The organism is Marinobacter goseongensis, assembly GCF_023156235.1.
GTDB lineage: Bacteria > Pseudomonadota > Gammaproteobacteria > Pseudomonadales > Oleiphilaceae > Marinobacter > Marinobacter goseongensis.
The window spans coordinates 103,199-129,001 of record NZ_JAKZAI010000010.1 but is presented as its reverse complement, the minus strand read 5'-3'; the positions used below and the strand labels follow the sequence as shown (position 1 = coordinate 129,001).

The following is a 25,803-nucleotide window of genomic DNA, read 5'->3' as shown; positions in this document are numbered from 1 at the left end:
ATCACCTAAACCCATTGATTCTCTGGACTTTTACCGGTGCCTTCCCGGTCTCACTGACGAAGCGCGAATGACGATCAAAACCCGCCAAATGGCCGGATCCAGGGCGAAATGGTCTGCAAATCCGCCGGCAGCTTCGCCAGCGCCGACTTGGCAGCATCCGCATCGGCAAACTCACCATAGAATACCACGAACCAGTCCCGATCCTGGCGTGTAGAACGGGTATATTGCAAGCCCATCACCTCGGCATGCTGCTCCAGGAAGTCCGTTGCAGTCTTTTCCAGGAACCCGGCGAGGAGCTGCGCGGTAACACCTTCGCGCTGACGCGCCTCCGCGAGGGTGACAAAGCGTTCAGGCATGGATGGCGCGAACTCCGGATCCGACGCCAATTGAGTGTCGAGCTCAGGCTGCGGCTGGAGTTCCGGCAAGGGTCCCGGCAAGGGTTCGGACCGGGCTTCGGCCTGTGGCACCGGCTCGCGTTCCGGGGTAAGTGGCGTCGGCGCCACTGCAGACACCACCGGCGCCGGCTGGGAAGCAGGCTGATCGGGGCCTATGGTAATACTTTTACGGATGCGCTCGGGCACCACCTCCACCGGCTCTGGAACCAGGGACTCGTCGTATTGAGCTGAAACGATCCACCAGGACAGGCCGAGCAGTGCCAGAGCCAGCGCCGGCCAGCGGAAACTCAGAAGGCTCCGGAACGGGAACTGCCTTGCGGACGACGCCGCAGGCACCATACCAAGCCAAACTGCGGGCGTGACCCGCTTGACGCGGCCGAAGCTGCCCTGGCTGAGCTCGTGGATCTGCCGCAATCGGGCGGCACTGAGAAGGTTGGCAAGATCTCCACCGGCACGATGCACGCGAGGCTCGAGATAGCCGCGAACTTCCTCCTGGGTTAACGGTCTCAGATGCACCTGATGAACCCCTGTGGTCGCCTCATCCAGGCCCAGCATGGCAATCAGTTCGTGGCCACCGCTGAATACCGGGACCGCGGCCGCGCCGCGATCGGCCGCGAGAAACGCTGCCAGAAGCATGCGTAAACACTCGGGCGGCGCACGGTCAGCGTCATCCACCAGCAACACCATGCGCTGCCCTTTCCGGGCGCGGGCCTCAGACCAACGGAAGAATCCGTAGATGGCCTCGCTGGGGTTTTGCGGGGTCTCGATACTCTTGTGGGCAATGGCCAGCAGGCAGCGGGCCAGCGCCTGACTTGTGGTCAGTGCCGCCGCTGGGAGCCGATGAAACTCCAGGCGGGACGACTCACTGCGCACCAGTTCCGCCAGAATCCGCGACTTTCCAACGCCGGGTGACCCGGTCAAAAGCAGCGCCATATCTCCAAAACCACTGAGGTGCCGGAGCGTTTCCAGGGCATGGTGACGCATGGCATCCGGATAAAACGGCGATTCCATATCCAGCGGATTGGCTCTCAAGCCGTACACCTGTTGCAGCCTCGGAAACAGACCGCCATCGTCAAGGCTGTTCAATCCCGCATCGTTCACTGTCAGTCCCTGTTGCGCGTGGTCCAAACCCGATCAACGCCTGATAACTCAGGCTGACCTGCAGAATTCGTTCAAGGTGGCGGCAAGCGACCCGGGCTTTGCGTCAGCCGTGACAAAAGCGTCGCCGAGGGCCCGCAGCAGCACCAGCCGCAATGCACCATCCACGTTTTTCTTGTCGACGGACATCAGTTCCATAAAGTCCGCAGGTGTCATCTCCCGGGGCGGCAAAGCCGGTAACCCAGCACGAAGTATTAACGCCCGGCAGCGCTGGAAATCCGCTTCGGAAATCATGCCGTCTCTGCGCGATAAGTCCGCCGCCATGATCATCCCCGTGCCAACGGCCTCGCCGTGCAGCCAGTTGCCGTAGCCGGCAAAGGTCTCGATCGCATGACCGAAGGTATGCCCCAGATTCAGGATGGCTCGAAGCCCACCCTCACGTTCATCCTGCGCGACGACGTCGGCCTTGCAGGCGCAGGAGCGGAAGATAGCCTCGACCAGAGCCTCCGCTTCGAGTGCCATCAGACGGTCGATGTCACGGTCCAGCCAGGCCAGAAATTCGGTATCGCGGATCAGGCCATACTTGATCACTTCCGCCAGTCCCGCCGACACTTCCCGCGGCGGCAGAGTTGCCAGGGAATCGGTGTCAATCAGCACCACTTCAGGCTGATGGAAGGCACCAATCATATTCTTGCCCAGCGGGTGGTTGATGCCGGTCTTACCGCCTACTGACGAATCCACCTGCGATAGCAGCGTGGTGGGAATCTGGATAAATGGCACTCCGCGTTGATAGCTTGCGGCTGCATACCCGGTCATGTCGCCGATCACGCCGCCGCCGAGCGCGACCAGCGTGGTTTTCCGGGTGTGCCGCTTCGCCAACAAAGCATCAAAGATAAGGTTGAGCGTTTGCCAGTCCTTGTACTTCTCGCCATCTGGCAGGGTGACCGTATCCACGCGCTTGCCGCGAAAACACGCCTCGGCCTTTTCGAGGTAGAGCGGCGCGACCGTCTCATTGGTGACGATCATGACCTGGCTGCCCGCCACGTAGGGGGTCAGATCCCGGCTACCCAGCAGCCCCGCGCCGATAAAAATGGGGTAGCTACGATCACCCAGATCCACGTTGAGCTCTCTGACCGCTCTATGCATGATTTCGCCCTTCCTTCCGCACCTGACGTTTGTGGCGCGGCGTTCTCGGATTCACCCTGTTAACCAATTGACGGACCACCAGCCTGGGGCTTTTCCGGTCCGTGTACATAATGATGTCGGCCAGCCCGGTGTAAAGCGGGTCGCGCACTGTGAACAGGTGTCGCAGGACCGCCTCGGGATCGTCATTCTGGAGCAGGGGCCGATTGCGGTCGCGACGGGTGCGCTCGACCTGCTGGTCGATCGAGGTTTTCAGATAAACCACGGCAGCATCACGCTTGAGGAGTTCGTGATTTTCGGGGCGCATGACGGCACCACCACCCGTGGCCAGCACGGTACCGTGCACCGCAGACAGCTCCGCCAACATTGCCGTTTCCCGTTGCCTGAACCCCTCCTCACCCTCGACATCAAATATCCACGGGATGTTGGCTCCGCAGCGCTCTTCAATGATTCGGTCTGAATCCAGAAAACGATAGCCGAGCTCCCTGGCCAGCATTCGGCCAATCGTGCTTTTGCCCGCCCCCATGGGACCAACCAGGACTATTCGTTTTGGCAGTGACATAACTTGAGCTCATAAACATACTGGCGGGTGAGAATAGCACAGGGCCGCAAAATCGATAAATTTCACCCGTGTCCGGACGAAAAAAAGCCGCCGGTGCTAGGCGGCGGCTTTCGTTACACGGTGAGCTTAATCGATCAGGTCGCTTTTGATGATCTTCGGGGTGATGAAGATCAACAGCTCGCTACGCTCGTCGATTCGCTCGGTGCGCTTGAAAAGACGACCCAGGTAGGGAATATCGCCCAGGAACGGCGTCTTGGTGACGGTGGTGGCGACTTCGGACTGGAAGATACCACCCAGAACGACGGTCTCGCCGTTGCCCACCAGCACCTGAGTGGTGACCTCGTTGGTGTTGATCGCCGGTATACCGGCAGTCACTTCGCCACGGGAATCCTGGTTCACCACAAGGTCCATGATGATCTTGTCGTCTGGCGTAATCTGCGGCGTCACTTCCAGCGACAGCGCAGCTTCCTTGAAGGAAACCGATGTAGCACCACTGGAGGAGGCTTCCTGGTAGGGAATCTCTTCACCGGACTTGATCTTGGCGGTCTGCCTGTCAGCCGTTACCACACGAGGCTGGGATACAACCTCCGCCTGACCGTCGCTCTCGAAGGCGGACAGCTCGAGGTCGATCAGCAGGTCGGTGCCGATATACCCGAAGGCGACCGATGATGTGTTGGTGCGGGTTACGCCGAGATCAACGTTCAGATCGGAAGGCAGCGTCAGCGGACCGCCGCCGGTGCCGATGCCCGGCAAGCCACCCTGGGAGCCACCCACCACAATGCTGTCAGTGCCGCCATCGGCGGTTGCACGCCCCTGCGCGCCCCAACGAACACCCAGCTCTTCAGCGACATTGTTTTGGGCACGCACGATCCGCGCCTCAATCGATACCTGGCGTACGGCCACGTCCCAGGTTGTCACCAGACGACGAATTTCCTCAAGCTTTTCTGCCGTTTCACGCACGCTGATGGTGTTGGTACGCGCATCGGACGAAACGAATCCGCGGGAAGAGACAAGCTCCGCGTCAGCCTGGATCAGAGCAACGATGTCGGCGGCCTTGGCGTAGTTGACCTGAATGATATCAAGGCGAACCGGGGCCAGTTCCGCGATCTGCTTGGTGGTTTCCAGCTCGAGCTTTTCACGGGCAGCGATCTCGTCAGCAGGCGCTACCAGCAGAACGTTGCCGATCTGACGCTTGTCCAGGCCCTTGGTCTTCAGAATCAGATCCAGCGCCTGATCCCAGGGCACATTTTGCAGGCGCAGGGTGATGCTGCCGCTGACCGTATCACTGGCAACCAGGTTAAGGCCGGTAAAGTCGGCAATCAGCTGCAGCACCGAACGGACCTCGATGTCCTGGAAGTTCAGTGACAGCTTATCGCCCGTATATGGGAACCTCTCCTCGCGGCGCTCTTCCGCCTCCTGCTCAGACAGCTTCTCAACGCTGACGGTGAACTGCGAGCCGGACTGGTACGCGATGTAATCGTAGTTGCCTTCCGGACGAATCTCGACAACGGCGTTGCCGCTCTCGATGAAGGTGTCAACACGGGTCACCGGCGTGGCAAAATCGGTGACGTCGAGACGGCGGCGGAGATTCTCCGGAACCGTGGTGCCGTCCATGGTCAGGCGAATTTTGCCACCCAGCTCGGACAGATCCACCGGCGTGCTCGGACTGCCGAGATCAACAATCACCCGACCCTCGCCATCTTTACCGCGACGAAAATCGACGCCGGCCAGCGCATCGCGGCTGCGCGAGGACGCTGGCGCGGCAGACGAGGAACCGCCGCCATTGGCAGCCATGGTCGTGCCACTGCTTTCACCACCAATAGTCAGCACCAGTGAATTACCCTGCCGGGCGGTCTCGTAGGGTGCCAGCTCGATCAGATTGAAGATCAAGCGGGTGCGGTCTTTGGTTTCCACCACGGTCATGCTTTGGGCATTGCCGGAACCCAGCGGGACACTGCGACTATCCAGACCGCTCTGCGTATCTCGCAGATCGACCGCAATCCGTGCCGGGCGCTCGATGGTGTAACCCGTTGGTTCGGGGGGTTGACCGTCAAATTGCAACGTCACTTCCAGCTGGTCGCCGGGCAACGATGAAAACGACACGTCTTCCAGCGTGACCGCATTGGCCAGGCCAGATAACAACCCCAGAGCAATCACGCTGACGTATACATTGAGTTTTCTGAACATCGCTAGCCTCGACCCCAAACTTTTTTGTTCATGCATGTTTCTTTCGCTATTCATCATCCCGCTCCTTAGCCTTCTTCATCGAGGGACAGGAAACGAGGACGTTCGACCCATCCACCCCGGCCATTGGGAACGATTTCAATGAGCTCCACACGGGACTCGCCTATGCCGACAATGCGGCCGTAGTTTTGCCCCATGTAATTGCCCGAACGTACCCGGTGTACGCCACCCGCGTTGTCGCGAATCAGCGCAAAAAGACCACCTGAGGTGTCTGTCAGGGTTCCCACCATGTTCAGATCCTTCAGGTCGAAGTTTTCCAGCACCTCTCTCGGGCGATCGAGATCCGGCTCGACGTCACTGACCGGCTCGTTATCCACCATGGTCAACTGCGCATCAATCGGCGGTTCAAAAGGCGCGCGCCGATCGGCGGCAGAGTAACTGAACGCTTCGTATGCCTTGAACTCCGGCAAGGGTTCAACGTGCCCCCTCGGTTTCGCCCTGGTATCGGCCATGAATTTGTCAAGATCAGAGAAACCACTTCCCTGGGAACAAGCCGTCAGAAGGGATGCCAGACAAATACCCAGCCAGGCTTTTCCCGCATGCTGTCCTGCCATGCTCATTCTCCAGCCCGGTAGCGGTAGGTGCGTGCGAGGACCTGCATATCCAGTCGCTCGCCATCACCGCCAGTTGGTTTAATCGTCAAGTCGTGCAGCGTCACAATCCGTGGCAGGCTTGCCACACTGCTGACGAAGGATGCCAGCTCATGGTAAGAGCCGGAAACGCGGATGTTGATCGGCAACACCGAGTAGAAATCACGACGCTGTTCAGGCTGGAGAGCGACTTCCTGCAGCGCAAGGCCGCTACCGAGCGCTGTGTTGGTTATGTCCTCCAACAGCCCGGGCACCTCGGTTTCACTGGGCAGCTGCCGAACCAGAGCCCCGAACGTCTCTTCCATTTCCTCCATCTGCGCCTTGAACACGTCAAGGTTGGCAACCTGGTAGGCCTTGTCTTCGTATTTCTTGCGGAGCTCCTGCTCGGTGCTTTCAACTCTTTCGAGCTGCGCGTACTGATCCTTGATAAAGAACCAGTACCCACCACCCAGGATCAGACCGAAAATGATCAGTGCCACGATGGCTTTGATCGGCGCTGGCCAGATACCCGCGTTGTTGACATCAAGATCGTTGATGTCGAATTCATTCAGACTTTTGAGTGAGTCCGCGAGGCTCATTACTTATCCTCCCCTTCGGGCTCTGGAGTTTGCTGCTGGACCGACATCTTGAATTCACTGTACCCGGTCCGACGACTGTCGGCGGCGGCAACGTTGGTCAGGTTCGGATCGCTGAACCAGTCTGACTCCTCGAAACGCCGCAACAAGGTGGAGACCCGGCCATTGGATTCGGCCATGCCGACGATATCCACGCGGTCTCCGGTTTTCTTCAGATCCGAGTAGAACAAGCCATCCGGCAGCGTCCGCACCAGCTCGTCGAAGACGCGGACGATGACCGGGCGGGTGCCCTGAAGCTCCTGGATCACCTGCATGCGGGCCAAAAGCTCGTCCCGCTTGCGCTTCAGATCCTCGATTTCCTTGATCTGTTGATCAAGCTGCCTGGTCGCTGTCTCGATGTAGGCGTTGCGGGACTGCTGGTAGGCAATGCGGCTGTCCATGTCGGACTTCCACAGAAACGCCAGGCCGGCTGCCACTATGGCCGCCCCCAGAATCATCACCACGAACTGCTTCTGTTTTTCCGCGCGAAGTTCTTCACGCCAGGGTCTGAGGTTAATCTTTGCCATCAGTCAAAGCTCCTCATCGCCAGACCACACGCAATCATCAGCGAGGGCGCGTCATTGCCAAGTGCCGACGCGTTAACCCGGGATCCGACTGCCATATCGGCAAACGGATTGGCCACCAGCGTTGGCGTGCCTGTTTTTTCCTCGACCATTTCCGTCAGCCCCTGAATGGAAGCCGTACCGCCGGCAAGCACCACATAATCCACCGCGTTGTACTGACTCGCTCCGAAAAAGAATTGCAGCGCTCGTGCCACTTGCTGCACCACGGCTTCACGGAAGGGAGTGAGCACTTCTGAGTCGTAATCGTCCGGCAGGCCACCCTGCTTTTTGGCCAGCCCCGCCTCTTCCAGCGACAAACCATACCGACGCTGAATTTCCTCGGTGAGCTGTTTGCCGCCGAAGATCTGCTCACGGGTATAAACCGTTTTGCCCTCGGCCAGCACGCTCAGCGTTGTCATGGTCGCGCCGACGTCGACGATGGCCACGACCAGTTCCTCGCCCTGCGATTCGAGCTGGCGCTCGATCAGCGAGTAGGCACGCTCAAGCGCGTAAGCTTCCACGTCCACAATCTTGGTATTCAGCGACGCAATCTCGAGGGCATCCTCGCGAATATCGACGTTTTCTTTCCGGCACGCGGCAAGAAGAACGTCAACCTGGTCAGGATTGGTTTCAGAGGCGCCCTGAACTTCGAAATCAATGGCCACTTCGTCAAGCGGGTATGGAATGTACTGGTCCGCCTCCAGAGCGATCTGGTCCTCCATCTCGAACTCGTTGAGGCCGCCATCCATCTGGATGACTTTGGTAATGACGGCGGAGCCCGAGACAGCCACGGCGACCTGTTTGACGCCGGTGCGGGATTTCGACGCGACGCGCTTGAGCACCTCTCCAACCGCTTCGACGTCCGTAATGTTTTTCTCGACAACAGCATTCGCCGGCAACGGCTCTACTGCGTAGCTTTCGACCTTATACCGGTCACCCGTCTTTGAGAGTTCCAACAGCTTCACCGAGCTGGAGCTGATATCGACACCCAAGACGGCACTGGATTTTTTACCAAACAATCCGAACACGCGCTCACCCTATACCTGGTTACATGCACCGGGTTACGTAACTTATGTGTTTTTTATTTAAGAGAATTTCTTCAATTTTCCGTCTACAATGCGAGTTCTTCATTATTTGAATGACATTGCAACGGTGAAGCGAATTATCCTTCCTAAAGCAATTTCTCAAATGATAGACCTATATCCAACAGTTGTCAGAAAAAAATGTCTCATTTGTTGCGTACATCCCGCCTGTTTGCCTGGCTTTTTATCACCGGATTAAGTCTCGCGATGATCGTGACTTCCGGTTTCTATCTTTATCTTCGCCCCGGACTTCCGCCAGTGGATCAGCTTCTTGATATCAAGTTGCAGACGCCACTGAGGGTCTACAGCGCGGATGACAGATTAATAGCAGAATTCGGTGAAAAGAGAAGGGCACCGGTCACAATCGAACAGATCCCTACAATTCAGTTACATGCCTTTCTGGCCGCGGAAGACGCGCGTTTTTACGACCACTTCGGGGTGGACTTCAAAGGCCTGATGCGGGCTGCCATCGAACTGGTCTCCACGGGAGAGATCCAGTCTGGGGGCAGCACCATCACAATGCAGGTTGCAAAAAATTACTTTTTGTCACGCGACAGAACGTTTATTCGCAAGTTCAACGAGATACTTCTGGCTCTTCAAATAGAACGTGAACTGAGCAAGGAGCGCATCCTCGAGCTCTACCTGAACAAGATCTATCTCGGCAACCGCTCGTACGGCATCGCTGCCGCCGCTCAGGTTTACTACAACAAGCCGATCTCCGAACTGTCCCTGGCACAGATGGCCATGCTTGCCGGCCTGCCCAAGGCACCGTCCGCCTTCAACCCTCTCGCCAATCCTGAGCGCGCGCAGATTCGCCGCAACTGGATTCTCGGGCGCATGCGAGACCTCGGCTACATCACGCCGGACGCATATGAACTGGCAGCCAATGCCCCCCTCACCGCGCGCTACAATGCCGCGGATACCGAAGTGGATGCCGATTTTGCCGCGGAAATGGCGAGAACCGAAATGGTTCGGCGGTTTGGCGACAAGGCCTACACCGATGGCTACGAAGTCAAGCTCACCGTTAACAGTACCAAGCAGCAGCAGGCCACGTTGGCCCTCCGCAAGGGCCTGGAGACGTATGACCGCAGGCACGGCTTCCGGGGACCCATCGGCCAGATTGACAGTGTCGAGCTGGAACCGGAGAACCTGGAGCGATTGATTGCCGGCTATCCGCGGGTGGAAGCCCTCATACCCGCCATTGTGACCGCGGTCCGGGACGACGACGGCGAAGTGGATCTGTTTGCCCGAACCCTGGGCAAAATCGTCATGACCTTTGAGTCCATGACCTGGGCCCGACGCTACAGAACCGAAAACCTGACCGGCGCCAAACCGGAAAAACCCTCGGACGTGGTCAGCAGAGGCGATGTCGTCTACGTCAAACCGGCCGCAGACCCGGCACTCGACACCATGACCACAGAAGCCGGCGCTGATGATGGCCGCAGCCCGCAGATCGACACCATCAATATCCGTCAGGTTGGTCTGGCTCAGGCGCCTCGCGTGGAGGGCGCCCTTATTTCTCTGAATACTGCCACGGGGGCCATCGAAGCACTTGCTGGCGGGTACAGCTTCAGCCAGAGCAAGTACAATCGCGCCACCCAGGCGAAGCGACAGCCTGGCTCCACCTTCAAGCCTTTCCTGTACCTGGCTGCTCTCGAAAACGGCATGACACCTGCCACCATCTATAACGATGCCCCCATCGTGTTTGATGACGACGAACTGGAAACAGCCTGGCGCCCGCAGAATTCGTCTGGCCAGTTCTATGGCCCAACGCGGCTTCGCAAGGCGCTCTACCTGTCACGAAACCTGGTCTCCATCCGGCTACTCCGGGACCTGGGCATCCAGAACACACTGGATTACCTTGACCAGCTGAAGATCCCCACCGGCGACATGCAAAAAGACCTGTCCCTGTCTCTTGGCAGCGGCCAGCTGACGCCTATGGAACTGGCAAGGGGCTTTGCAGTGATCGCCAACGGCGGGTATGACGTGACGCCCTTCCTGATAGCGAGCATCACAGACGTCAACGACGAAGAGATTTACAGCGCGCCGAAAGTGATTTTATGCAACCGGGACTGCGATGACGTCCTACAGCAGGCATCAGCAGAAGGCGACGCAGCCAGCGATGGTGAACCTAAAGTACGCATTGCCCGCCGCCTTGCCGATGAGCGCTCGGTGTATATTCTGCACTCGATGATGCGGGACGTGATCAAGCTGGGCACGGGGCGCCGCGCGCTGGCACTGGGTCGCAGCGACTTGGCCGGAAAAACCGGAACGACCAACGAGCAGGTAGACACCTGGTTTGCCGGATACAATCACGACATTGCCACCACCGTGTGGGTCGGCTTTGACCAACCCGCCCCATTGGGACGCCGCGAATTCGGTGCCAGCACGGCACTGCCGGTCTGGATGGACTATATGAAAGTTGCTCTGAACGGCAGCTCCAGCTCGCTGATGCCCCGCCCGAACGGCATCGTCAACGTTCGGATTGACCCGGAAACCGGAAAGCGCGCCCGACCGGGGCAGGATGGTTTGTTTGAACTGTTTCGCGAGGAGGATGCGCCGCCGCCAATGGATCCGCGGGACGAATCCGGAAACGGCGGTAATGGCGATGATGATCTGTCACGCCAGATCTTCTGACCTGACCGAAGCATTCAGGCACAAAAAAACCGGCGGGATCACCGCCGGTTTTTTTATGTGCTCAGCTCACCGGGAACGACTCAGATGATATCGTCCATGGACTTGAGCGGGTAGTGAGCCGGATACGGGTTACGCGCAACACCGGAATCAACCGCTGCACGGGCTACCGCCGCCGGAACCACTCCCAGCAGGCGCACATCCATCGGCTTGGGAATGATGTATTCCTTACCGAATTCAAACGCCTCAACACCATAGGCTTCGCAGATCTCACGGGGTACCGGCTCTTTCGCCAGCTCGCGAATCGCGTTTACCGCAGCCACTTTCATCTCCTCATTGATGCTGGTGGCACGCACGTCCAGAGCACCGCGGAAAATGAACGGGAAGCCCAGCACGTTGTTCACCTGGTTCGGGTAGTCCGAACGACCGGTCGCCATGATCAGGTCATCGCGGGTTGCCAGGGCAACTTCCGGGCTGATCTCGGGATCCGGGTTGGAGCAGGCAAACACAATCGGATTGGGCGCCATCAGCTTCAGCTGATCAGCGGTCAGCAGGTCCGGACCAGAGAGACCCAGGAACACATCGGCACCGGTCATCGCGTCATCCAGCGTGCGCTTGTCGGTGTCGTTGGCAAACATAGCCTTGTACTGGTTCAGATCGTCACGACCCGAGTGGATCACACCCTTGCGGTCAAGCATGAAGATGTTTTCAGAGCGAATACCGCAGCTGATCAGCAGCTTCATACAGGCAATCGCGGCGGCACCGGCACCCAGGCACACCACTTTTGCTTCTTCAATTTTCTTACCCTGAAGCTCCAGAGCGTTGATCATGCCGGCCGCGGTTACAATGGCGGTTCCGTGCTGATCGTCGTGGAAGATGGGCACATTGCATTTTTCGATCAGAGCGCGCTCGATCTCGAAGCACTCAGGTGCCTTAATGTCTTCCAGGTTGATACCACCGAAGGTATCGGCGATACGCTCTACGGTTTCAATAAACGCCTGCGGGCTTTCAGAATTGACTTCGATGTCGAAAACGTCAATCCCAGCAAAGCGCTTGAACAGTACGCCCTTGCCTTCCATTACCGGCTTGCTCGCCAGAGGACCGAGGTTACCCAGACCAAGGATGGCGGAACCGTCAGAGATCACGGCTACCAGGTTGCCCTTGGCAGTGTACTTGTATGCGTTCTCGGGGTCCTTTGCGATCTCGCGGACCGGTTCGGCAACCCCGGGGCTGTACGCCAGGGAAAGGTCGCGGGAGGTCTTGGTCGGCTTGGTGATTTCAACACTCAGCTTACCAGGCCGCGGCTTGGCGTGATATTCAAGGGCTGCTTCTTTCAGATCTTGAGACATTGCCACTGTTCCGTTTGTCACGTTTAAGAGGTAATAAACCCGCCGGGACCTGTCCCAACGGAGCGCGCCATTATGGCGCGAAGGCGTAGATCAGACAAGGCCTGATTGTGCATTTACTGAGCAGTCAATAGGGCCAACTGCGTATACACCGCCACTATTTACGAATGTCCCGGGGGTTCGGGCACAAAAAAAGCGTCCCACAGGACGCTTTTTTCAGAAAGAACCGGATAATCAGTCTTTCTTGCCACCGATGCGGCCACCGAAACGCTTCTGGAAGCGATCGATACGACCACCGGTATCCATAACCTTCTGCTTGCCAGTGTAGAACGGGTGGCACTGGGAGCACACATCCAGCTGCAGATCCTGACCGATGGTGGAACGGGTCTTGATCACGTTACCGCATGAGCAGGTAGCGGTAATCTCTTCGTACTTGGGGTGGATACCTTCTTTCATGGCGAACCTCTGTCGGTCATGCCGCTACCTGATCGCGGGAGCTTCTTACTCCGGGCGCCGGGCACCGCATGTTTGAATCAATGAAGAAGACGGGGCACAATCATGCCCTGCCGGAAACAGACCGCGAATCTTACTTGCAAACGCTACGGCAGGCAAGCCCAAACCTTTGGGGCATTTCCCCCGCACGCCGTACCGGCCGCCTCCACGTCGATATCAAGGATACGCAAATACCGTGACTGCCTCACCGAAACGGACTTCCAGCGGAACCGGGCAACCGCCGGCCACTGTGCGTATTGCCCTGAACCGTCCTTTGCGCCGTCTTTTCGACTACCGCACGCCCGACCATCTGGCGCTCCAGCCAGGCCAGCGAGTGAACATACCGTTTGGCCGGCAATCGGCCATGGGCCTGGTCGTGGAAACCGGCGTAGAGCCGCCCGCAGGAATCGAATTGAAATCGGTGTATTCCACCCCTGAGCCCTGGCCGGCGCTACCGCCGGAAACCTTTCGGCTATTGAGCTGGGCATCAGACTATTATCAGCACCCTTTGGGGGAATGTCTTTTTACTGCACTGCCGCCGGCATTGCGGCGCGGCCGCCCGGCCGCGGAAAAACCGGACACCTGGTGGCGTGCCAGCGGACTCCCTCAAACGCTCTCCGCCAACGCCCATCGTCAAAAGGCACTGCTTACCTGGCTCAGGGAGCGCCCTGCCGGCGCTCCTGTGTCGGCCATTGTCGCCGCCGGCTTCACCCGCGAGCAGATTCGCACACTGCACCAGAAAGCACTGGTAGAGGAGTCTGCCGCCTTAGGCGAAGCGCCGGCTCCGGCACCGCCAACACCGGGGCCGACCCTGTCGCCGGTGCAGCAAGCAGCCGCTGACCAGATTCCCGGGCCAGACGAGGGCTTCAACGCATCGCTTCTGTTCGGCATTACCGGTAGCGGCAAAACCGAGCTCTACCTTCATTACCTGAAGCAACGGCTCGATGACGCCTCGCAGGCGCTGGTGCTGGTGCCGGAAATCAATCTGACGCCGCAAACGGTGGCCCGATTCCAGCGCTATTTCGGCCACCGGATTGTGGTCTGGCATTCGGCCCTGAATGATGGCGAGCGCCTGTCTACGTGGCTGAAAGTCCGTAACGGCGAACCGGTCATTCTGATCGGTACACGGTCCGCCGTGCTACTACCGTTCACGCACCTGAAAACCATTATCGTTGATGAGGAGCACGACAGCTCCTACAAGCAGGGCGAGGGTTTCCGCTACTCAGGGCGGGATGTGGCCGTATATCGGGGACACCTGAACCAATGCCCGGTGATACTGGGCTCGGCGACTCCCTCCCTGGAGTCCTATCACAACGCCCTGTCCGGAAAATACCGGCTGATCAGGCTCGAGGAACGGGCGGGTAACGCCCGGCCGCCCACCATCAGCCTGCTGGATATCCGCAGCCGTCCGCTCGAGGGCGGTCTGTCCCGCCCTACCCTGCAAGCCATCGAGAAATGCCTTGCAGCTGGCCAGCAGGCCCTGGTGTTTGTAAACCGGCGTGGCTTCGCTCCGGTGATGATGTGTTTCGATTGCGGGCATATGGTGGAGTGCCCGCGCTGCGACACCCGGCTGACCTACCACCGACGAGACCGGGCCATGCGCTGCCACCATTGCGATTACCAGACCGCCGCCACGGAACACTGCCCCAAATGCCAGAGCGAGGCCTTCAAACCGGTCGGCCAGGGTACCGAACGCACCGAGGACATTCTCGCCGCGCAGTTTCCGGACACGCCGGTGGTGCGGGTGGACCGCGACAGCACCCAGCGCAAAGGAAGCATCCAGGGCATTCTCAAAAAAGTGAACACCGGGGAGCCCTGCATCCTGGTCGGCACCCAGATGCTGGCGAAAGGTCATGATTTTCCCAACGTCACGCTGGTGGTGGTGGTCAACGCCGACGGCGGCCTGTTCAGCATCGATTTCAGGGCCCCCGAACAGCTCATTCAGACCTTGCTGCAGGTCAGCGGTCGCGCGGGTCGTGGCGAAAAACCGGGACACGTCCTGGTCCAGACCTGCCACAGCGACCATCCGATTCTGAAATCCCTCTGCCAGGGCCACTATCTAGCCCTGGCCGATCAATTGCTTGCCGAGCGGGAGAACGGTCTGTTCCCGCCTTTTCGTGCCATGGCAATATTCCGGGCAGAAGCCGACACCATGGCAAAAAGCCTGGCACTGCTGGACACCCTGAAACCGAAAGCCAGCGTAACCGGCATCGATGTCTGGGGGCCGCTGCCGGCGCTGATCGCCCGCCGCGCGGACCGCCACCGGGCACAGTTGGTGCTGTGCTGTGACAACCGCAAACGACTGAACCAGGTACTTGCCCATCTGTGTCAGGATCTGGATCAGCAAAAACTGCCGAGTGGGCTGAAATGGATGATTGATGTGGATCCGCAGGAAACCGGCTGAGACACGCGTAGGCTTTTTGCTTGCAGCTGCCGTTTCCGCGATAATAGCGAGCTTCGATTCCCGGCGGTCTCCCGCCTGATACCCATTCTTCCGTAAACCGAGTCATCCGACAGCATGAAAGAAACCGTCTCCGATCTGCTCCAGTCTGCACTGGCCACTCTGCAATCCGAGGGCACCCTGCCCGCGGATCAGTCCTACAGCCCGCAGGTTGGTAACACCAAGGACAAGTCCCACGGTGATTACGCCTGCAACATTGCCCTGGTGGCCGCGAAGGCGGCGGGCTGCCCGCCGCGGCAACTGGCAGAGGCGTTGGTGGCAAGGATTCCACAAAGCTCGGCCGTGGAAAAAGTGGAAATTGCCGGTCCCGGTTTCATCAATTTTTTCATGAGCACCGCCAGCGCCTTTGGCGTGGTGAATACTGTTCTGGACGAAGCCCATCAGTTCGGCCGCAACCGCACAGGCCAGGGCGAGAAAGTTCAGGTGGAATTCGTGTCCGCAAACCCGACCGGCCCCCTGCACGTTGGTCATGGCCGTGGGGCCGCCATCGGCGATTGCCTGTGCCGGCTGCTGGAAGCCAACGGCTATAAAGTGACCCGGGAGTTCTACTACAACGACGCCGGAGCCCAGATCAACAACCTGACCCTGTCGGTACAGTCCCGGGTGAAAGGACTGACACCGGAAGACGACAGCTGGCCGGCCGATGGCTACCGCGGTGACTACATTGTGGACGTGGCCAACGCTTATCTGGCCGGCGAGACCATCACCGCAGACGACCGCCAGGTGACCGGTAAAGCCGATCCCGACGATATGGACGCCATCCGTGAATTCGCCGTGGCCTATCTGCGCCGTGAGCAGGATCTCGATCTGAAGGCCTTCGGCGTAGAATTTGACGTTTACTTTCTGGAATCCTCCCTCTACCAGGACGGCAAGGTCGAAGCGACCGTCAACCGCCTGCAGGAAAACGGCTACACCTACGAACACGACGGCGCCCTTTGGCTGAAAACCACCGAGTTCGGTGACGACAAGGACCGTGTCATGCGCAAGAAAGACGGTGGCTACACCTATTTCCTGCCGGACGTGGCCTACCACCTGGACAAGTGGCAGCGTGGATTTACCACGGTGATCAACGAGCAGGGCGCGGACCACCATTCCACCGTCACCCGCGTGCGGGCCGGCCTTCAGGCGCTCGACGCCGGCATTCCCGGAGGCTGGCCGGATTACGTATTGCACCAGATGGTCATGGTGACCCGCTCCGGACAGGAAGTAAAAATCTCCAAGCGTGCCGGCAGCTACGTGACCGTTCGTGATCTGATTGACGAAGTGGGCCGTGACGCCACGCGCTTTTTCCTGGCAGCACGGCGCGTCGACTCCCAGTTGACCTTCGATATTGATCTGGCCCGCTCCCAGACCAATGAAAATCCGGTGTACTACATCCAATATGCTCACGCCCGTATTTGCAGCGTGCTGCGCAAACTGGCTGAGGAAGGCGTAAACCGCGGCCTGAATGAATGCGTCGGCGATCTGTCCTTACTGACACTGGACGAAGAAAAAGAACTGGCCAACCAGCTGGCAAAATATCCTGAGCTGATTGCCAATTCCGCTGCCCAGCGTGAGCCGCACCACCTGACCCATTACCTGCGGGAGCTGGCGGGACAATTCCATACGTACTACAACGCCCACAAGGTGTTGATTGAAGATACCGCTCTGCGCGACGCTCGCATCAGCCTCTATCTGGCTGTGCGCCAGGTGATCGCGAATGGTCTGGACCTTCTTGGCGTTAGCGCGCCGGAAGAAATGTAACTCGGGAATTATCGACACATGTCACTGAAGTGGGTTCTGTCACTCGCAGCCGTTGGCGGCTTTATCGGCTTCATCGCCTACCTCAATTCGCTGCCAGCCCCGGACCCTGTGCCGCGGGAAACCACCAGGCAGACACCGGCGGCAACGCCGCCTCCTGAGCGGGAAACCGCCTCCGGCAAAGAAGAAAAGCAACGCTATCGGTTCTACGAGCTGCTGCCGGAATCCGAGGTGGTTCCTCCGAAAGTAGAGGAGTATACGCCCGGGCCGGCATCCCAGGATTTTACCTATCTGATTCAGTCAGGGTCTTTCCGCAGCCAACAGGACGCTGAGCGCCAGCGCGCGCAGATCGCGTTCCAGGGACTGCGGGCCAACGTTCAGCGCATCGATCTCGACAGCGGCAGTACCTGGTATCGGGTCAACGTGGGCCCCTTCACCTCCCGCAGCCAGATGAACTCCGCCATCGACAAGCTGGTCTCCATCAATATCGAACCTCTGGTGCGGAAAATTCCCAAAGAGGGCTGAACGCCAGCCCTTGAAAACACACCGCCAGCCTCCATAACTGCTGAATACCGTTTTTCATCAGGCAACTGGAGCCCACATGACTACCATTCTCTCCGTCAGGCGCGACGACGAAGTCGCCATGGCTGGCGATGGCCAGGTTTCCCTTGGCAACACCGTTATGAAAGGCAACGCCCGCAAGGTTCGCCGGCTCTACAACGGCAAGGTCCTGGCGGGCTTTGCTGGCGGCACCGCCGACGCGTTTACGCTGTTTGAACGGTTCGAGGCCCAACTGGAGAAACACCAGGGCAACCTGACCCGGGCGGCAGTGGAACTGGCCAAGGACTGGCGAACAGACCGCGCACTGCGCAAGCTCGAAGCATTGCTGGCGGTGGCGGACAAGACCGCCTCGCTGATCATTACCGGCAACGGCGACGTCATCGAGCCGGAACAGGGCCTGATTGCCATTGGTTCCGGCGGGCCATTCGCCCAGGCCTCCGCCCGCGCCCTGCTTGAAAATACCGACCTGAAAGCCAGTGAGATTGTGGAGAAAGGCCTGGATATCGCGGCCGACATCTGCATCTACACCAACCACAATCGCACCCTGGAAGTGCTTTCCGCCAACGACTGATCCGGAGCCACCATGTCTGCAATGACTCCCCGTGAAATTGTTCACGAGCTCAACAAACACATCGTCGGCCAGGAAGAGGCCAAGCGCGCGGTTGCCATTGCCTTGCGTAACCGATGGCGCCGCATGCAGCTGGATGCCGATCTGCGTGAAGAGATTACCCCGAAAAACATCCTGATGATCGGCCCCACCGGCGTGGGTAAGACCGAAATTGCGCGACGGCTCGCCAAACTCGCCGATGCGCCATTCCTCAAAGTGGAGGCCACCAAGTTCACCGAAGTGGGCTACGTGGGCCGGGACGTGGAATCCATCATCCGTGACCTTGCTGACATGGCGGTCAAGATGCTCCGCGAAACCGAGAAAAAACGCCACGAACACCGCGCCCTCGATGCTGCGGAAGAGCGCATTCTGGATGCCCTGCTGCCCCCCGCCCGGGACTTCAAGGAAGACAGCCAGCGCACCGACGGCGAATCGTCCACCCGCCAGTTGTTCCGCAAGAAGCTGCGGGAAGGTGAGTTGGATGACAAAGAAATCGAAATTGATCTGCGCAGCGGCGGCGCCGGTGTCGAGATCATGGCGCCTCCGGGCATGGAAGAGATGACCAACCAGCTGCAAAGCATGTTTTCCAGTATGTCCGCCGACAAACGGAAAACCCGCAAGATGAAAGTGGCGGACGCGCTGAAGCAGGTCAAGGACGAAGAAGCTGCCAAACTGGTGAATGAAGAGGAAATCAAACAGCGCGCAGTGCAGTCCGTCGAGCAGAACGGCATTGTGTTCATCGATGAGATCGACAAAGTTGCCAAGCGCTCCGAGAACACCTCCTCTGACGTCTCCCGTGAAGGGGTTCAAAGGGACCTGCTGCCATTGATTGAAGGCAGCACCGTCAGCACCAAGTACGGCGCGGTGCGCACAGATCACATTCTGTTCATTGCATCCGGCGCCTTCCACCTTTCAAAGCCATCGGACCTGATTCCGGAACTTCAGGGGCGACTGCCCATCCGGGTAGAATTGCAGGCGCTGACACCGAATGACTTCAAACGCATCCTGACTGAGCCGGACGCCTCACTGGTGCAGCAGTATGAAGCGCTCATGGGCACCGAAGGCGTCAAACTGACGTTTGCGGACGACGCCATTACACGCATTGCGGAAGTAGCGTGCAAGGTCAATGAGACCACGGAGAACATCGGCGCCCGCCGGTTGCACACGGTGCTTGAGCGGCTGCTGGAAAGCCTGTCTTATGACGCGGGTGATCAGGTTACAGACGGTTTCGAAGTGACAGCGGCGTACGTGGATGAGAAACTCGGCGAGCTGGCAGAAGACGAGGACCTGAGCCGCTACATCCTTTAACGCAGATATCGGTGTGTGGCTGAACGGGTCGGGTTGCGCAGCGCGAGCCCGACCTTCAGCGGCTCACTGCGCCTTGGAAAACAGGTGGCTGACGTTTCCCAGTCCACTGACCAACTTGCCCTTCTGGGCCCGCTTCTTGCGGCCCTTGGCCACATACAGCGGCAACATCTCACCGTACAGACTGGTGCTGATGGTGCGCTGCTCATCTTCCAGCCGGTCCCGGCGCAACTTGATGCCGTATCGGGCCAGCCTGGGTTCCAGCTCATCCGCCCGCTGGAGCAGATCGCGACGGGTCATCTGATAGGCGTGCTCACACACCATGCGGCGGGACTGGAAACTGAACACGTTTGAGAAAAACAGCTTGGCGTCGTCCCGGGTAGGCTCGAACAGGAGGATATCCTTATCCGGGTAATCCCGTTTGTACTGAGCAATACCCGACTGCATGCGAGAATACACCATGGTGCGGAACATCTGGGACAGCAGGTTGGGCATACCGGAGCGGGTCAGCTCCCCGGGCTTCATGGTGCCGGCGCGCACTGCTGCGCTGGCGTCAATGGGCACCTGGGGGTTGACGGCAAACACCAGATCGGCCCCATCCTCAAACGCGACTGACGCATGCAACCCTTTGCGCAGGGTTCCGTCCACGTAATAACGGCCGTCAATGTTGACCGGCACATACAGCCCCGGCGAGGCCGTGCTGGCCTGGATCGCGCGGGAAATGGGCACGTGATCGAAGCCGGGGGCACCAAAACAGACCGCTTCGGTGCTTTCCACGTCGGCTGCGACAATGTAGAGACTGCGTTTCAGTTGCCGGAAGTCGTTCGTCCGGCCCAGCATGGTGAAGGCTCGCTCCAGGTACTCGTGCAGACCCTCGTTATCAAACAAACCGGCAGGCGCCGCCTGAGCGAGAATGGTCATCGCTTCCAGCAGGCTCTGATCGTAGGGGTTTTTCACAAACCGGCGGAGGGCGGTGGTCACCAGCCCCGGCACCGCCAGCAGCCGGCTGGCGAGTTCGCGAAAAGCCGGCCGATAGAAGACTTCCGGGTGAAAGGGGTGAACTTCCGCCTCATTGCGCACAAAAATACGGCAGAGCTGGGCGGTGGTCATCTGGTTGGCCAGGTTAGCGGCCACGAAGGACCCGCCATTCACCCCGACGTAGACGTCGATGTTATTGAAGTCCAACCCGTCGAGAGCCTCGTCCAGCGCCCGCAGCGCCCCAATCTCGTAAATCCCTCCCAACGGGCCACCACCACCCAGGGCCAGGCCGATACGGGGTTTGGATTTGATATCCGTGGTCGCTGACGTCATACAACATTCCCGGTCGGGTTCTTGTTCGATAAAAGCCTAGACGGCTGAGTTTCCAAGGTAACAGCGGTTTTTAGAGTCCACACCCTATAAAGTGGCCCAAAAGGCCAACTCTTCAGGATGCGGCCTGCTCCGCGATGACGGCACTGGTGGATTTGCCCGGGCGCAGATAACGGCCGAATCCGGCATTGCGCAAGGCCAGGTCCACGCAGCTCTTGATAACGTGGGGCGAATCCAGCAGCAATACATCTTCCAACAGCTGGCAGGCCCACTCGCGGGTCACACTGCGGATCACCGATTTGACCTTGGGCAGGCTGGCCGCGTTCATGGACAGAGAATCATACCCCATGGCCATCAGCAGCAGGGCACCGCCGGGATCACCGGCCAGCTCGCCGCAGATACCCACCGGCTTGCCCACTGAATGGGCATCCTGGGCCACACGCACCAGCGCCTGCAGTACAGCCGGGTGATAGGAGTGATAGAGCTGGGCCACGCGGGGATTATTGCGATCCACCGCCAACAGATACTGGGTCAGATCGTTGGAGCCAACCGACAGGAAGTCCACCCGGTCCGCCAGCTCACGGATCTGATAAACCGCGGCGGGAATCTCCACCATCACGCCCACTTTGGGCATATGAATGTCGTAACCTTCTTCCCGCACCTCGTGATACACCCGGTAGATCAGGTGCAGGGACTCTTCCACCTCGGAGATGTTGCTGATCATGGGCAGCATGATCTGCAGATTGTTCAGCCCTTCGCTGGCCTTGAGCATCGCCCGCACCTGAACGAGGAAGATCTCCGGGTGGTCCAGGGTTACCCGGATACCCCGCCAGCCAAGGAACGGGTTTTCTTCTTCGATCGGGAAGTAAGTCAGCGCCTTGTCACCACCGATGTCGAGAGTGCGCATGGTGACCGGGCTGGGCGCAAAGGCCTCCAACTGTTCGCGATAGTACTCCCGCTGCTCCTGCTCGGATGGAAAACGGTCCTTGATCATGAACGGCACTTCAGTGCGATAAAGCCCGATACCCTCGGCGCCGTGATTCAGGGAGCGCACCACATCGGTCATCAGGCCGGTATTGACCAGCAATGACACCCGATGCCCATCGGTGGTCTCACAGGGCTTGTCCCGCAGGACTTCCAGCCCTTTGACCAGTTCATCCTCTTCGTTGCAGATTTCCTGGTAATAAACCCGCAGTTCCTCGGACGGAGAGGCAAAGATCTGCCCTTCGAACCCATCGACAATCAGGTCGCGACCGTCGAGCTGATTGACCGGAATGTCCACCAGCCCCATGACCGTGGGCACACCCATGGCGCGGGCCAGAATCGCCACGTGAGAGTTGCTGGAACCCTTCACCGATACCAACCCGACCAGTTGGCCCTTGGGCACCTCTCCCAGCATCGCCGGTGTCAGCTCCTCACTGACCAGAACGGTCTGCTCCGGATAAACCAGGTCTTTCTGTTCGCCTTCCTGCAGGTGCGACAGCAACCGTCGACCGAGGTCGCGGATATCCACTGCTCGCTCCTGCAAGTAGTGATCGTCCATCATCTCGAAATGGCGAACGTATTGCTGCACCACCTGCTTCAGCGCGCCCTGTGCCCAGTAACCCTCACGAATCTTGTTGGCGACCTCGCCGGGCATGGCATCGTCACCCAGCATCCGCAGATATACATCAAACAATGCCTGCTCTTCCGGGCGCAACTGGGAGGCCAGGCGAGCGGCTACCCGCTCGATGTCCTCTCTCACCGCAGTAACCGCACCACCGAATAATTCCAGCTCGAGGTCAATATCGTCGGTCGGTTTTTCCGGCACCACATCCAGATCGGCGCCGGGATACACCACCACCCCCTTGCCGATGGCCACGCCGGGGGCACCAGGAACACCGTTGAAACTGACGTCCCTGGCTTCCTCCCCGGTCAGGGACAGGCCGCTGATTGCGCCCGTGGCCTCGCTGTGGGCAATCACCCCTGCCAGCTGCGCCGATACGGTAACCAGAAAGGCTTCCTCGCCTTCATCGAAACACCGTGAGCTTTCACGCTGCTGCACCACCAGCACACCGAGTACGCGGCGATGGTGAATGATGGGAACGCCCAGGAAAGAGCGGAAACGCTCCTCACCGGTTTCCGGGAAGTAACGATAGCGGGGGTGAGACGGGGCATCCTCAAGATTGATCGGCTCCTCCCGGGAGCCCACCAGACCCACCAGACCCTCGGAATGAGCCAGACTGACCTGCCCCACCGCCTTGCTGTAGAGTCCCTCGGTCGCCATCAGAATATAGCGATTGGTTGCCGGATCCAGCAGGTAGACTGAACAGACCTCGGTGCTCATGGCTTTCTGCACACGGGATACAATGATCTCCAGCGCTTCCTGCAGATCGCGGGCGCTGTTCACCTCTTGTACCAGATTTCGCAGTATGCTCAGCATGGCGGTTTCAGCCCGTCATTTCTGTGGATCCTATGAGCGCCGGATCTGCTCGCTCCGATGCCACTGCTCCATGTTATAGAACAGCCTCGGCGCCAGCTCTCTGAGCGCACGTCTGTAAACTTCGCGTTTGAATGAGACCACCTGCCCGAGGGGGTACCAGTAACTCACCCACTGCCAGCCGTCAAATTCCGGCGAATCGGTGCCGTCTACGCGCACCTGCGCATCCGGCGATAACATCCTCAGCAGGAACCATTTCTGTTTCTGTCCCACACAGACGGGATGCGAATTCTGTCGCACCATCCGCCGCGGGAGGCGATAACGCAACCAGCCCCGCGTGCAGCTGATGATCTCGACATCTGCCGCAGCCAGGCCGATCTCTTCCCCCAGTTCCCGATACAATGCATCTTCCGGCGATTCGTTGTGCTTGATACCGCCCTGCGGGAACTGCCAGGAGTCTTGCCCTATTCGCCTTGCCCAGAGAACCTCGCCCCTGTGGTTGGCCAGAATGATTCCGACGTTGGGTCTGAAACCGTCTGAGTCGATCACGGCACAGTCCTTTTGAAAGTCGGTTGACCGGCGCAAAAATTCACCGGTCGGAATTGTCCAAGTTGCTATCATTCTTACAGAATCCCAAGGGTTCGGCAAACGAAGCCGTCACCGATGTGTCGTGATAGACTGACGCCTTTCCTGCAACCCCTGTCATGACCGGAGGTAACACCCTTGACGCTCGCAATCTTTGACCTCGACAACACCCTGCTCGCCGGAGACAGCGACCATGCCTGGGGCGAATTTCTGGTGGAAGAGGGCATTGTGGATGCCGAGGAATACCGCAAGGCGAACGATCGCTTCTATCAGGAATACCTCAACGGCGAACTGGACATCCTGCACTACCTCGGCTTTGCCCTGCAGCCTCTGGCAAAGCACGCCATGGAAGACCTGCTGGCCTGGCGCGAGCGCTTCATGGACAAAAAAGTACGCCCCATGTTGCAGGACAAGGCCTTCCAGCTGCTGGACAAGCACCGCGATCAGGGCCACACCCTGATGATCATTACCGCCACCAACCGCTTCGTCACCGAACCGATCGCTGAGCTGCTGGGCATCACACATCTGATCGCCACCGATCCGGAACTGATCAATGGCCGTTACACCGGCCAGGTCGCGGGGGTTCCCAGCTTTCAGGACGGCAAAGTCAGCCGCCTGAACGACTGGCTGGCCTTGCAGAATGAGACGCTGGAGGGCGCCTGGTTTTACAGCGACTCCCTCAATGACGTGCCCTTGCTGAAAAAAGTCGACAACCCGGTGGCGGTTGATCCGGATCCGACACTGGAGAAGCTGGCTCTGGAGAAAGGCTGGAAAGTGATGTCTCTGCGGGATTGACCACTTTACCCGCTGAAGGACCTCCGCCAAGCGTTAACGGGAGTCTAGAAAAACCCCGTTAACGAACGGACAAAGCAGGATTTGATGTAATCCGTCTCCGGAATGCCCGGAATCACCGGATGATCCGGCGCTTGATGGCCCTGCTCCAGCAACTGAACGAAGCGGTCAATCTTGCGACCACTGCCGCGGATGATGTCGATCAGCTTGTCCTGGGACAGATGCATCGAGCAGGACGCGGAAATCAACAGCCCGTCCCGCTCCAGCAGCCGCAGTCCGAGCTGGTTCAGCCGCGCGTAGGCCTGCTCACCGGCTTTCTGGTCACGGCGGCGGGGAATCAGTGCCGGCGGGTCCAGCACCACGATATCGAATTTCTCCTTCTCCTCCGCCAGCGCCTTCAGAGCATCAAACGCATCCCCCTCCAGGGTTTCCACGTTCTCCAGCCCGTTCAGCCGGGCGTTGTGGTGCACCGAATCGATAGCCGTAGCGGAACTGTCCACGCAGGTAACCTGGCTGGCACCGGCACAGGCCGCCTGAATACCCCAGCCGCCAACATAACTGAACACATCCAGCACCCGCTTGCCGGGCGCATAAGCCTGCAAGCGCTGACGATTCATGCGGTGATCATAGAACCAACCGGTTTTCTGGCCGCCTTCCAGCGGCACCTCAAACCGCACACCGTTCTCTTCCACCTTCAGCAGACTGGTCTCCGCACCGTGAGCCTGCTCAACATAAGTGTCCAGCCCCTCCACCTTGCGCATCTTGCCATCGTTTTTGAGGATGATAGCCGCAGGATGGGCCAGGCGCTGCACCGCGCGAATGATCGCCTCCTTCATCAACTCCATCCCGGCAGTAGAAATCTGCACCACCACCGTGTCGTCAAACCGATCGATCACCAGCCCGGACAGCCCGTCACTGTCACCGAACACCCAGCGATAAAACAGCTTATCAAACAACCGCTCCCGCAACGTCAGCGCCGTTTCCATGCGCTGGGTCAGGCGTTGAGGCGTCATACCGTGACTGGCGTCCCGACTGATCAGCCGGCCGCAAATCAGTGCATGGGGGTTCACGAACACGGTCCCCATGGGCTTATCGTTAGACGCCCGCAACTCAGCCTGCACTCCGGCTTCAAAGCCCGTTAACGGTGAGCGCTGGATGTCTACTTCATTACTGTAGACCCAAAGGTGGCCGGCTTTGAGCCTGCGCTCAGCGCCTTTGCGGAGATAAAGAACCGGGAAATTCATAAGGCCTACCTAATGGAT

21 protein-coding genes are annotated in these 25,803 nt (G+C 59.0%); 7 read left to right on the top strand and 14 right to left on the bottom strand.

Features of this window, described 5'->3' with window-relative positions; all coding sequences use genetic code 11:
* Nucleotides 1–74 precede the first annotated feature (74 nt).
* From MLC70_RS11045 to MLC70_RS11010, 8 genes are all read right to left on the bottom strand, one after another.
* Nucleotides 75–1,523, bottom strand: coding sequence for an AAA family ATPase (locus tag MLC70_RS11045; RefSeq protein WP_248183759.1), 1,449 nt, complete (start codon nt 1,521–1,523; stop codon nt 75–77).
* A 21-nt stretch (nt 1,524–1,544) separates the two neighbouring features.
* Nucleotides 1,545–2,639, bottom strand: coding sequence for a 3-dehydroquinate synthase (aroB, locus tag MLC70_RS11040; RefSeq protein WP_248183758.1), 1,095 nt, complete (start codon nt 2,637–2,639; stop codon nt 1,545–1,547).
* Complete coding sequence (gene aroK, locus MLC70_RS11035) at nt 2,632–3,198, bottom strand: shikimate kinase AroK (RefSeq protein WP_248183756.1); 567 nt, start codon at nt 3,196–3,198, stop codon at nt 2,632–2,634. The genes aroB and aroK overlap by 8 nt, the downstream gene beginning before the upstream one ends.
* Before the next feature lie 126 nt (nt 3,199–3,324).
* Entirely contained in the window at nt 3,325–5,385 is a 2,061-nt protein-coding gene (locus MLC70_RS11030; protein ID WP_248183753.1) for a type IV pilus secretin PilQ, read from the bottom strand.
* A 65-nt stretch (nt 5,386–5,450) separates the two neighbouring features.
* Entirely contained in the window at nt 5,451–5,996 is a 546-nt protein-coding gene (locus MLC70_RS11025) for a pilus assembly protein PilP (RefSeq protein WP_248183751.1), read from the bottom strand.
* 2 nt (nt 5,997–5,998) lie between these two features.
* Nucleotides 5,999–6,610, bottom strand: coding sequence for a type IV pilus inner membrane component PilO (locus MLC70_RS11020; RefSeq protein ID WP_248183750.1), 612 nt, complete (start codon nt 6,608–6,610; stop codon nt 5,999–6,001).
* Nucleotides 6,610–7,173, bottom strand: a complete 564-nt coding sequence (locus tag MLC70_RS11015) for a PilN domain-containing protein (RefSeq protein ID WP_248183749.1) — start codon at nt 7,171–7,173, stop codon at nt 6,610–6,612. The genes MLC70_RS11020 and MLC70_RS11015 overlap by 1 nt, the downstream gene beginning before the upstream one ends.
* Nucleotides 7,173–8,237, bottom strand: a complete 1,065-nt coding sequence (locus MLC70_RS11010) for a type IV pilus assembly protein PilM (RefSeq protein ID WP_248183748.1) — start codon at nt 8,235–8,237, stop codon at nt 7,173–7,175. The genes MLC70_RS11015 and MLC70_RS11010 overlap by 1 nt, the downstream gene beginning before the upstream one ends.
* A gap of 195 nt (nt 8,238–8,432) precedes the next feature.
* On the opposite strand from MLC70_RS11010, the gene MLC70_RS11005 reads away from it, so the two are divergent.
* Nucleotides 8,433–10,928 (top strand): penicillin-binding protein 1A, encoded by a 2,496-nt coding sequence (locus tag MLC70_RS11005; protein ID WP_248183747.1) that lies wholly within the window; start codon nt 8,433–8,435, stop codon nt 10,926–10,928.
* Between the two features lie 80 nt (nt 10,929–11,008).
* Here MLC70_RS11005 and MLC70_RS11000 read toward each other — a convergent pair whose 3' ends face one another.
* Complete coding sequence (locus MLC70_RS11000; protein WP_248183746.1) at nt 11,009–12,274, bottom strand: malic enzyme-like NAD(P)-binding protein; 1,266 nt, start codon at nt 12,272–12,274, stop codon at nt 11,009–11,011.
* Nucleotides 12,275–12,505: 231 nt separating this feature from the next.
* Nucleotides 12,506–12,727, bottom strand: coding sequence for a 50S ribosomal protein L31 (rpmE, locus tag MLC70_RS10995; RefSeq protein WP_248183744.1), 222 nt, complete (start codon nt 12,725–12,727; stop codon nt 12,506–12,508).
* A 232-nt stretch (nt 12,728–12,959) separates the two neighbouring features.
* Between rpmE and MLC70_RS10990 the strand changes: the two genes are divergently transcribed.
* From MLC70_RS10990 to hslU, 5 genes are all read left to right on the top strand, one after another.
* Complete coding sequence (locus tag MLC70_RS10990) at nt 12,960–15,167, top strand: primosomal protein N' (RefSeq protein WP_248183743.1); 2,208 nt, start codon at nt 12,960–12,962, stop codon at nt 15,165–15,167.
* Nucleotides 15,168–15,281: 114 nt separating this feature from the next.
* Nucleotides 15,282–16,967 (top strand): arginine--tRNA ligase, encoded by a 1,686-nt coding sequence (argS, locus tag MLC70_RS10985; RefSeq protein WP_248183742.1) that lies wholly within the window; start codon nt 15,282–15,284, stop codon nt 16,965–16,967.
* 18 nt (nt 16,968–16,985) lie between these two features.
* Nucleotides 16,986–17,489, top strand: coding sequence for an SPOR domain-containing protein (locus MLC70_RS10980; RefSeq protein WP_248183741.1), 504 nt, complete (start codon nt 16,986–16,988; stop codon nt 17,487–17,489).
* Between the two features lie 76 nt (nt 17,490–17,565).
* A complete protein-coding gene (gene hslV, locus MLC70_RS10975; protein WP_213478305.1) occupies nt 17,566–18,096 on the top strand; it encodes an ATP-dependent protease subunit HslV in 531 nt (176 codons plus the stop codon).
* Between the two features lie 12 nt (nt 18,097–18,108).
* Nucleotides 18,109–19,440, top strand: a complete 1,332-nt coding sequence (gene hslU / locus MLC70_RS10970; RefSeq protein WP_248183740.1) for an ATP-dependent protease ATPase subunit HslU — start codon at nt 18,109–18,111, stop codon at nt 19,438–19,440.
* Between the two features lie 63 nt (nt 19,441–19,503).
* On the opposite strand, the gene MLC70_RS10965 is transcribed toward hslU, so the two are convergent.
* The 3 genes from MLC70_RS10965 to MLC70_RS10955 all read right to left on the bottom strand — a co-directional run bounded on the left by MLC70_RS10965 (nt 19,504) and on the right by MLC70_RS10955 (nt 23,713).
* On the bottom strand, nt 19,504–20,748 hold the full coding sequence (locus tag MLC70_RS10965) for a patatin-like phospholipase family protein (protein WP_248183739.1): 1,245 nt from the start codon (nt 20,746–20,748) through the stop codon (nt 19,504–19,506).
* Between the two features lie 112 nt (nt 20,749–20,860).
* On the bottom strand, nt 20,861–23,167 hold the full coding sequence (ptsP, locus tag MLC70_RS10960; RefSeq protein WP_248183738.1) for a phosphoenolpyruvate--protein phosphotransferase: 2,307 nt from the start codon (nt 23,165–23,167) through the stop codon (nt 20,861–20,863).
* A gap of 30 nt (nt 23,168–23,197) precedes the next feature.
* Complete coding sequence (locus MLC70_RS10955; protein ID WP_248183736.1) at nt 23,198–23,713, bottom strand: RNA pyrophosphohydrolase; 516 nt, start codon at nt 23,711–23,713, stop codon at nt 23,198–23,200.
* A gap of 174 nt (nt 23,714–23,887) precedes the next feature.
* On the opposite strand from MLC70_RS10955, the gene MLC70_RS10950 reads away from it, so the two are divergent.
* Nucleotides 23,888–24,544: a histidinol-phosphatase gene (locus tag MLC70_RS10950; RefSeq protein WP_248183734.1), complete on the top strand. Its 657-nt coding sequence runs from the start codon at nt 23,888–23,890 to the stop codon at nt 24,542–24,544.
* Between the two features lie 44 nt (nt 24,545–24,588).
* Here the strand turns inward: MLC70_RS10950 and MLC70_RS10945 are convergent, their stop codons facing one another.
* On the bottom strand, nt 24,589–25,785 hold the full coding sequence (locus MLC70_RS10945) for a class I SAM-dependent rRNA methyltransferase (protein WP_248183731.1): 1,197 nt from the start codon (nt 25,783–25,785) through the stop codon (nt 24,589–24,591).
* Nucleotides 25,786–25,803: the final 18 nt, after the last annotated feature.

Excerpts from the sequence above, each read along its gene's own strand:
- aroB (WP_248183758.1), bottom strand. The coding sequence starts at position 2,639 with ATGCATAGAGCGGTCAGAGAGCTCAACGTGGATCTGGGTGATCGTAGC.
- aroK (WP_248183756.1), bottom strand. The coding sequence starts at position 3,198 with ATGTCACTGCCAAAACGAATAGTCCTGGTTGGTCCCATGGGGGCGGGC.
- MLC70_RS11030 (WP_248183753.1), bottom strand. The coding sequence starts at position 5,385 with ATGTTCAGAAAACTCAATGTATACGTCAGCGTGATTGCTCTGGGGTTG.
- MLC70_RS11025 (WP_248183751.1), bottom strand. The coding sequence starts at position 5,996 with ATGGCAGGACAGCATGCGGGAAAAGCCTGGCTGGGTATTTGTCTGGCA.
- MLC70_RS11020 (WP_248183750.1), bottom strand. The coding sequence starts at position 6,610 with ATGAGCCTCGCGGACTCACTCAAAAGTCTGAATGAATTCGACATCAAC.
- MLC70_RS11015 (WP_248183749.1), bottom strand. The coding sequence starts at position 7,173 with ATGGCAAAGATTAACCTCAGACCCTGGCGTGAAGAACTTCGCGCGGAA.
- MLC70_RS11005 (WP_248183747.1), top strand. The coding sequence starts at position 8,433 with ATGTCTCATTTGTTGCGTACATCCCGCCTGTTTGCCTGGCTTTTTATC.
- MLC70_RS11000 (WP_248183746.1), bottom strand. The coding sequence starts at position 12,274 with ATGTCTCAAGATCTGAAAGAAGCAGCCCTTGAATATCACGCCAAGCCG.
- rpmE (WP_248183744.1), bottom strand. The coding sequence starts at position 12,727 with ATGAAAGAAGGTATCCACCCCAAGTACGAAGAGATTACCGCTACCTGC.
- argS (WP_248183742.1), top strand. The coding sequence starts at position 15,282 with ATGAAAGAAACCGTCTCCGATCTGCTCCAGTCTGCACTGGCCACTCTG.
- MLC70_RS10980 (WP_248183741.1), top strand. The coding sequence starts at position 16,986 with ATGTCACTGAAGTGGGTTCTGTCACTCGCAGCCGTTGGCGGCTTTATC.
- hslV (WP_213478305.1), top strand. The coding sequence starts at position 17,566 with ATGACTACCATTCTCTCCGTCAGGCGCGACGACGAAGTCGCCATGGCT.
- hslU (WP_248183740.1), top strand. The coding sequence starts at position 18,109 with ATGTCTGCAATGACTCCCCGTGAAATTGTTCACGAGCTCAACAAACAC.
- MLC70_RS10965 (WP_248183739.1), bottom strand. The coding sequence starts at position 20,748 with ATGACGTCAGCGACCACGGATATCAAATCCAAACCCCGTATCGGCCTG.
- ptsP (WP_248183738.1), bottom strand. The coding sequence starts at position 23,167 with ATGCTGAGCATACTGCGAAATCTGGTACAAGAGGTGAACAGCGCCCGC.
- MLC70_RS10945 (WP_248183731.1), bottom strand. The coding sequence starts at position 25,785 with ATGAATTTCCCGGTTCTTTATCTCCGCAAAGGCGCTGAGCGCAGGCTC.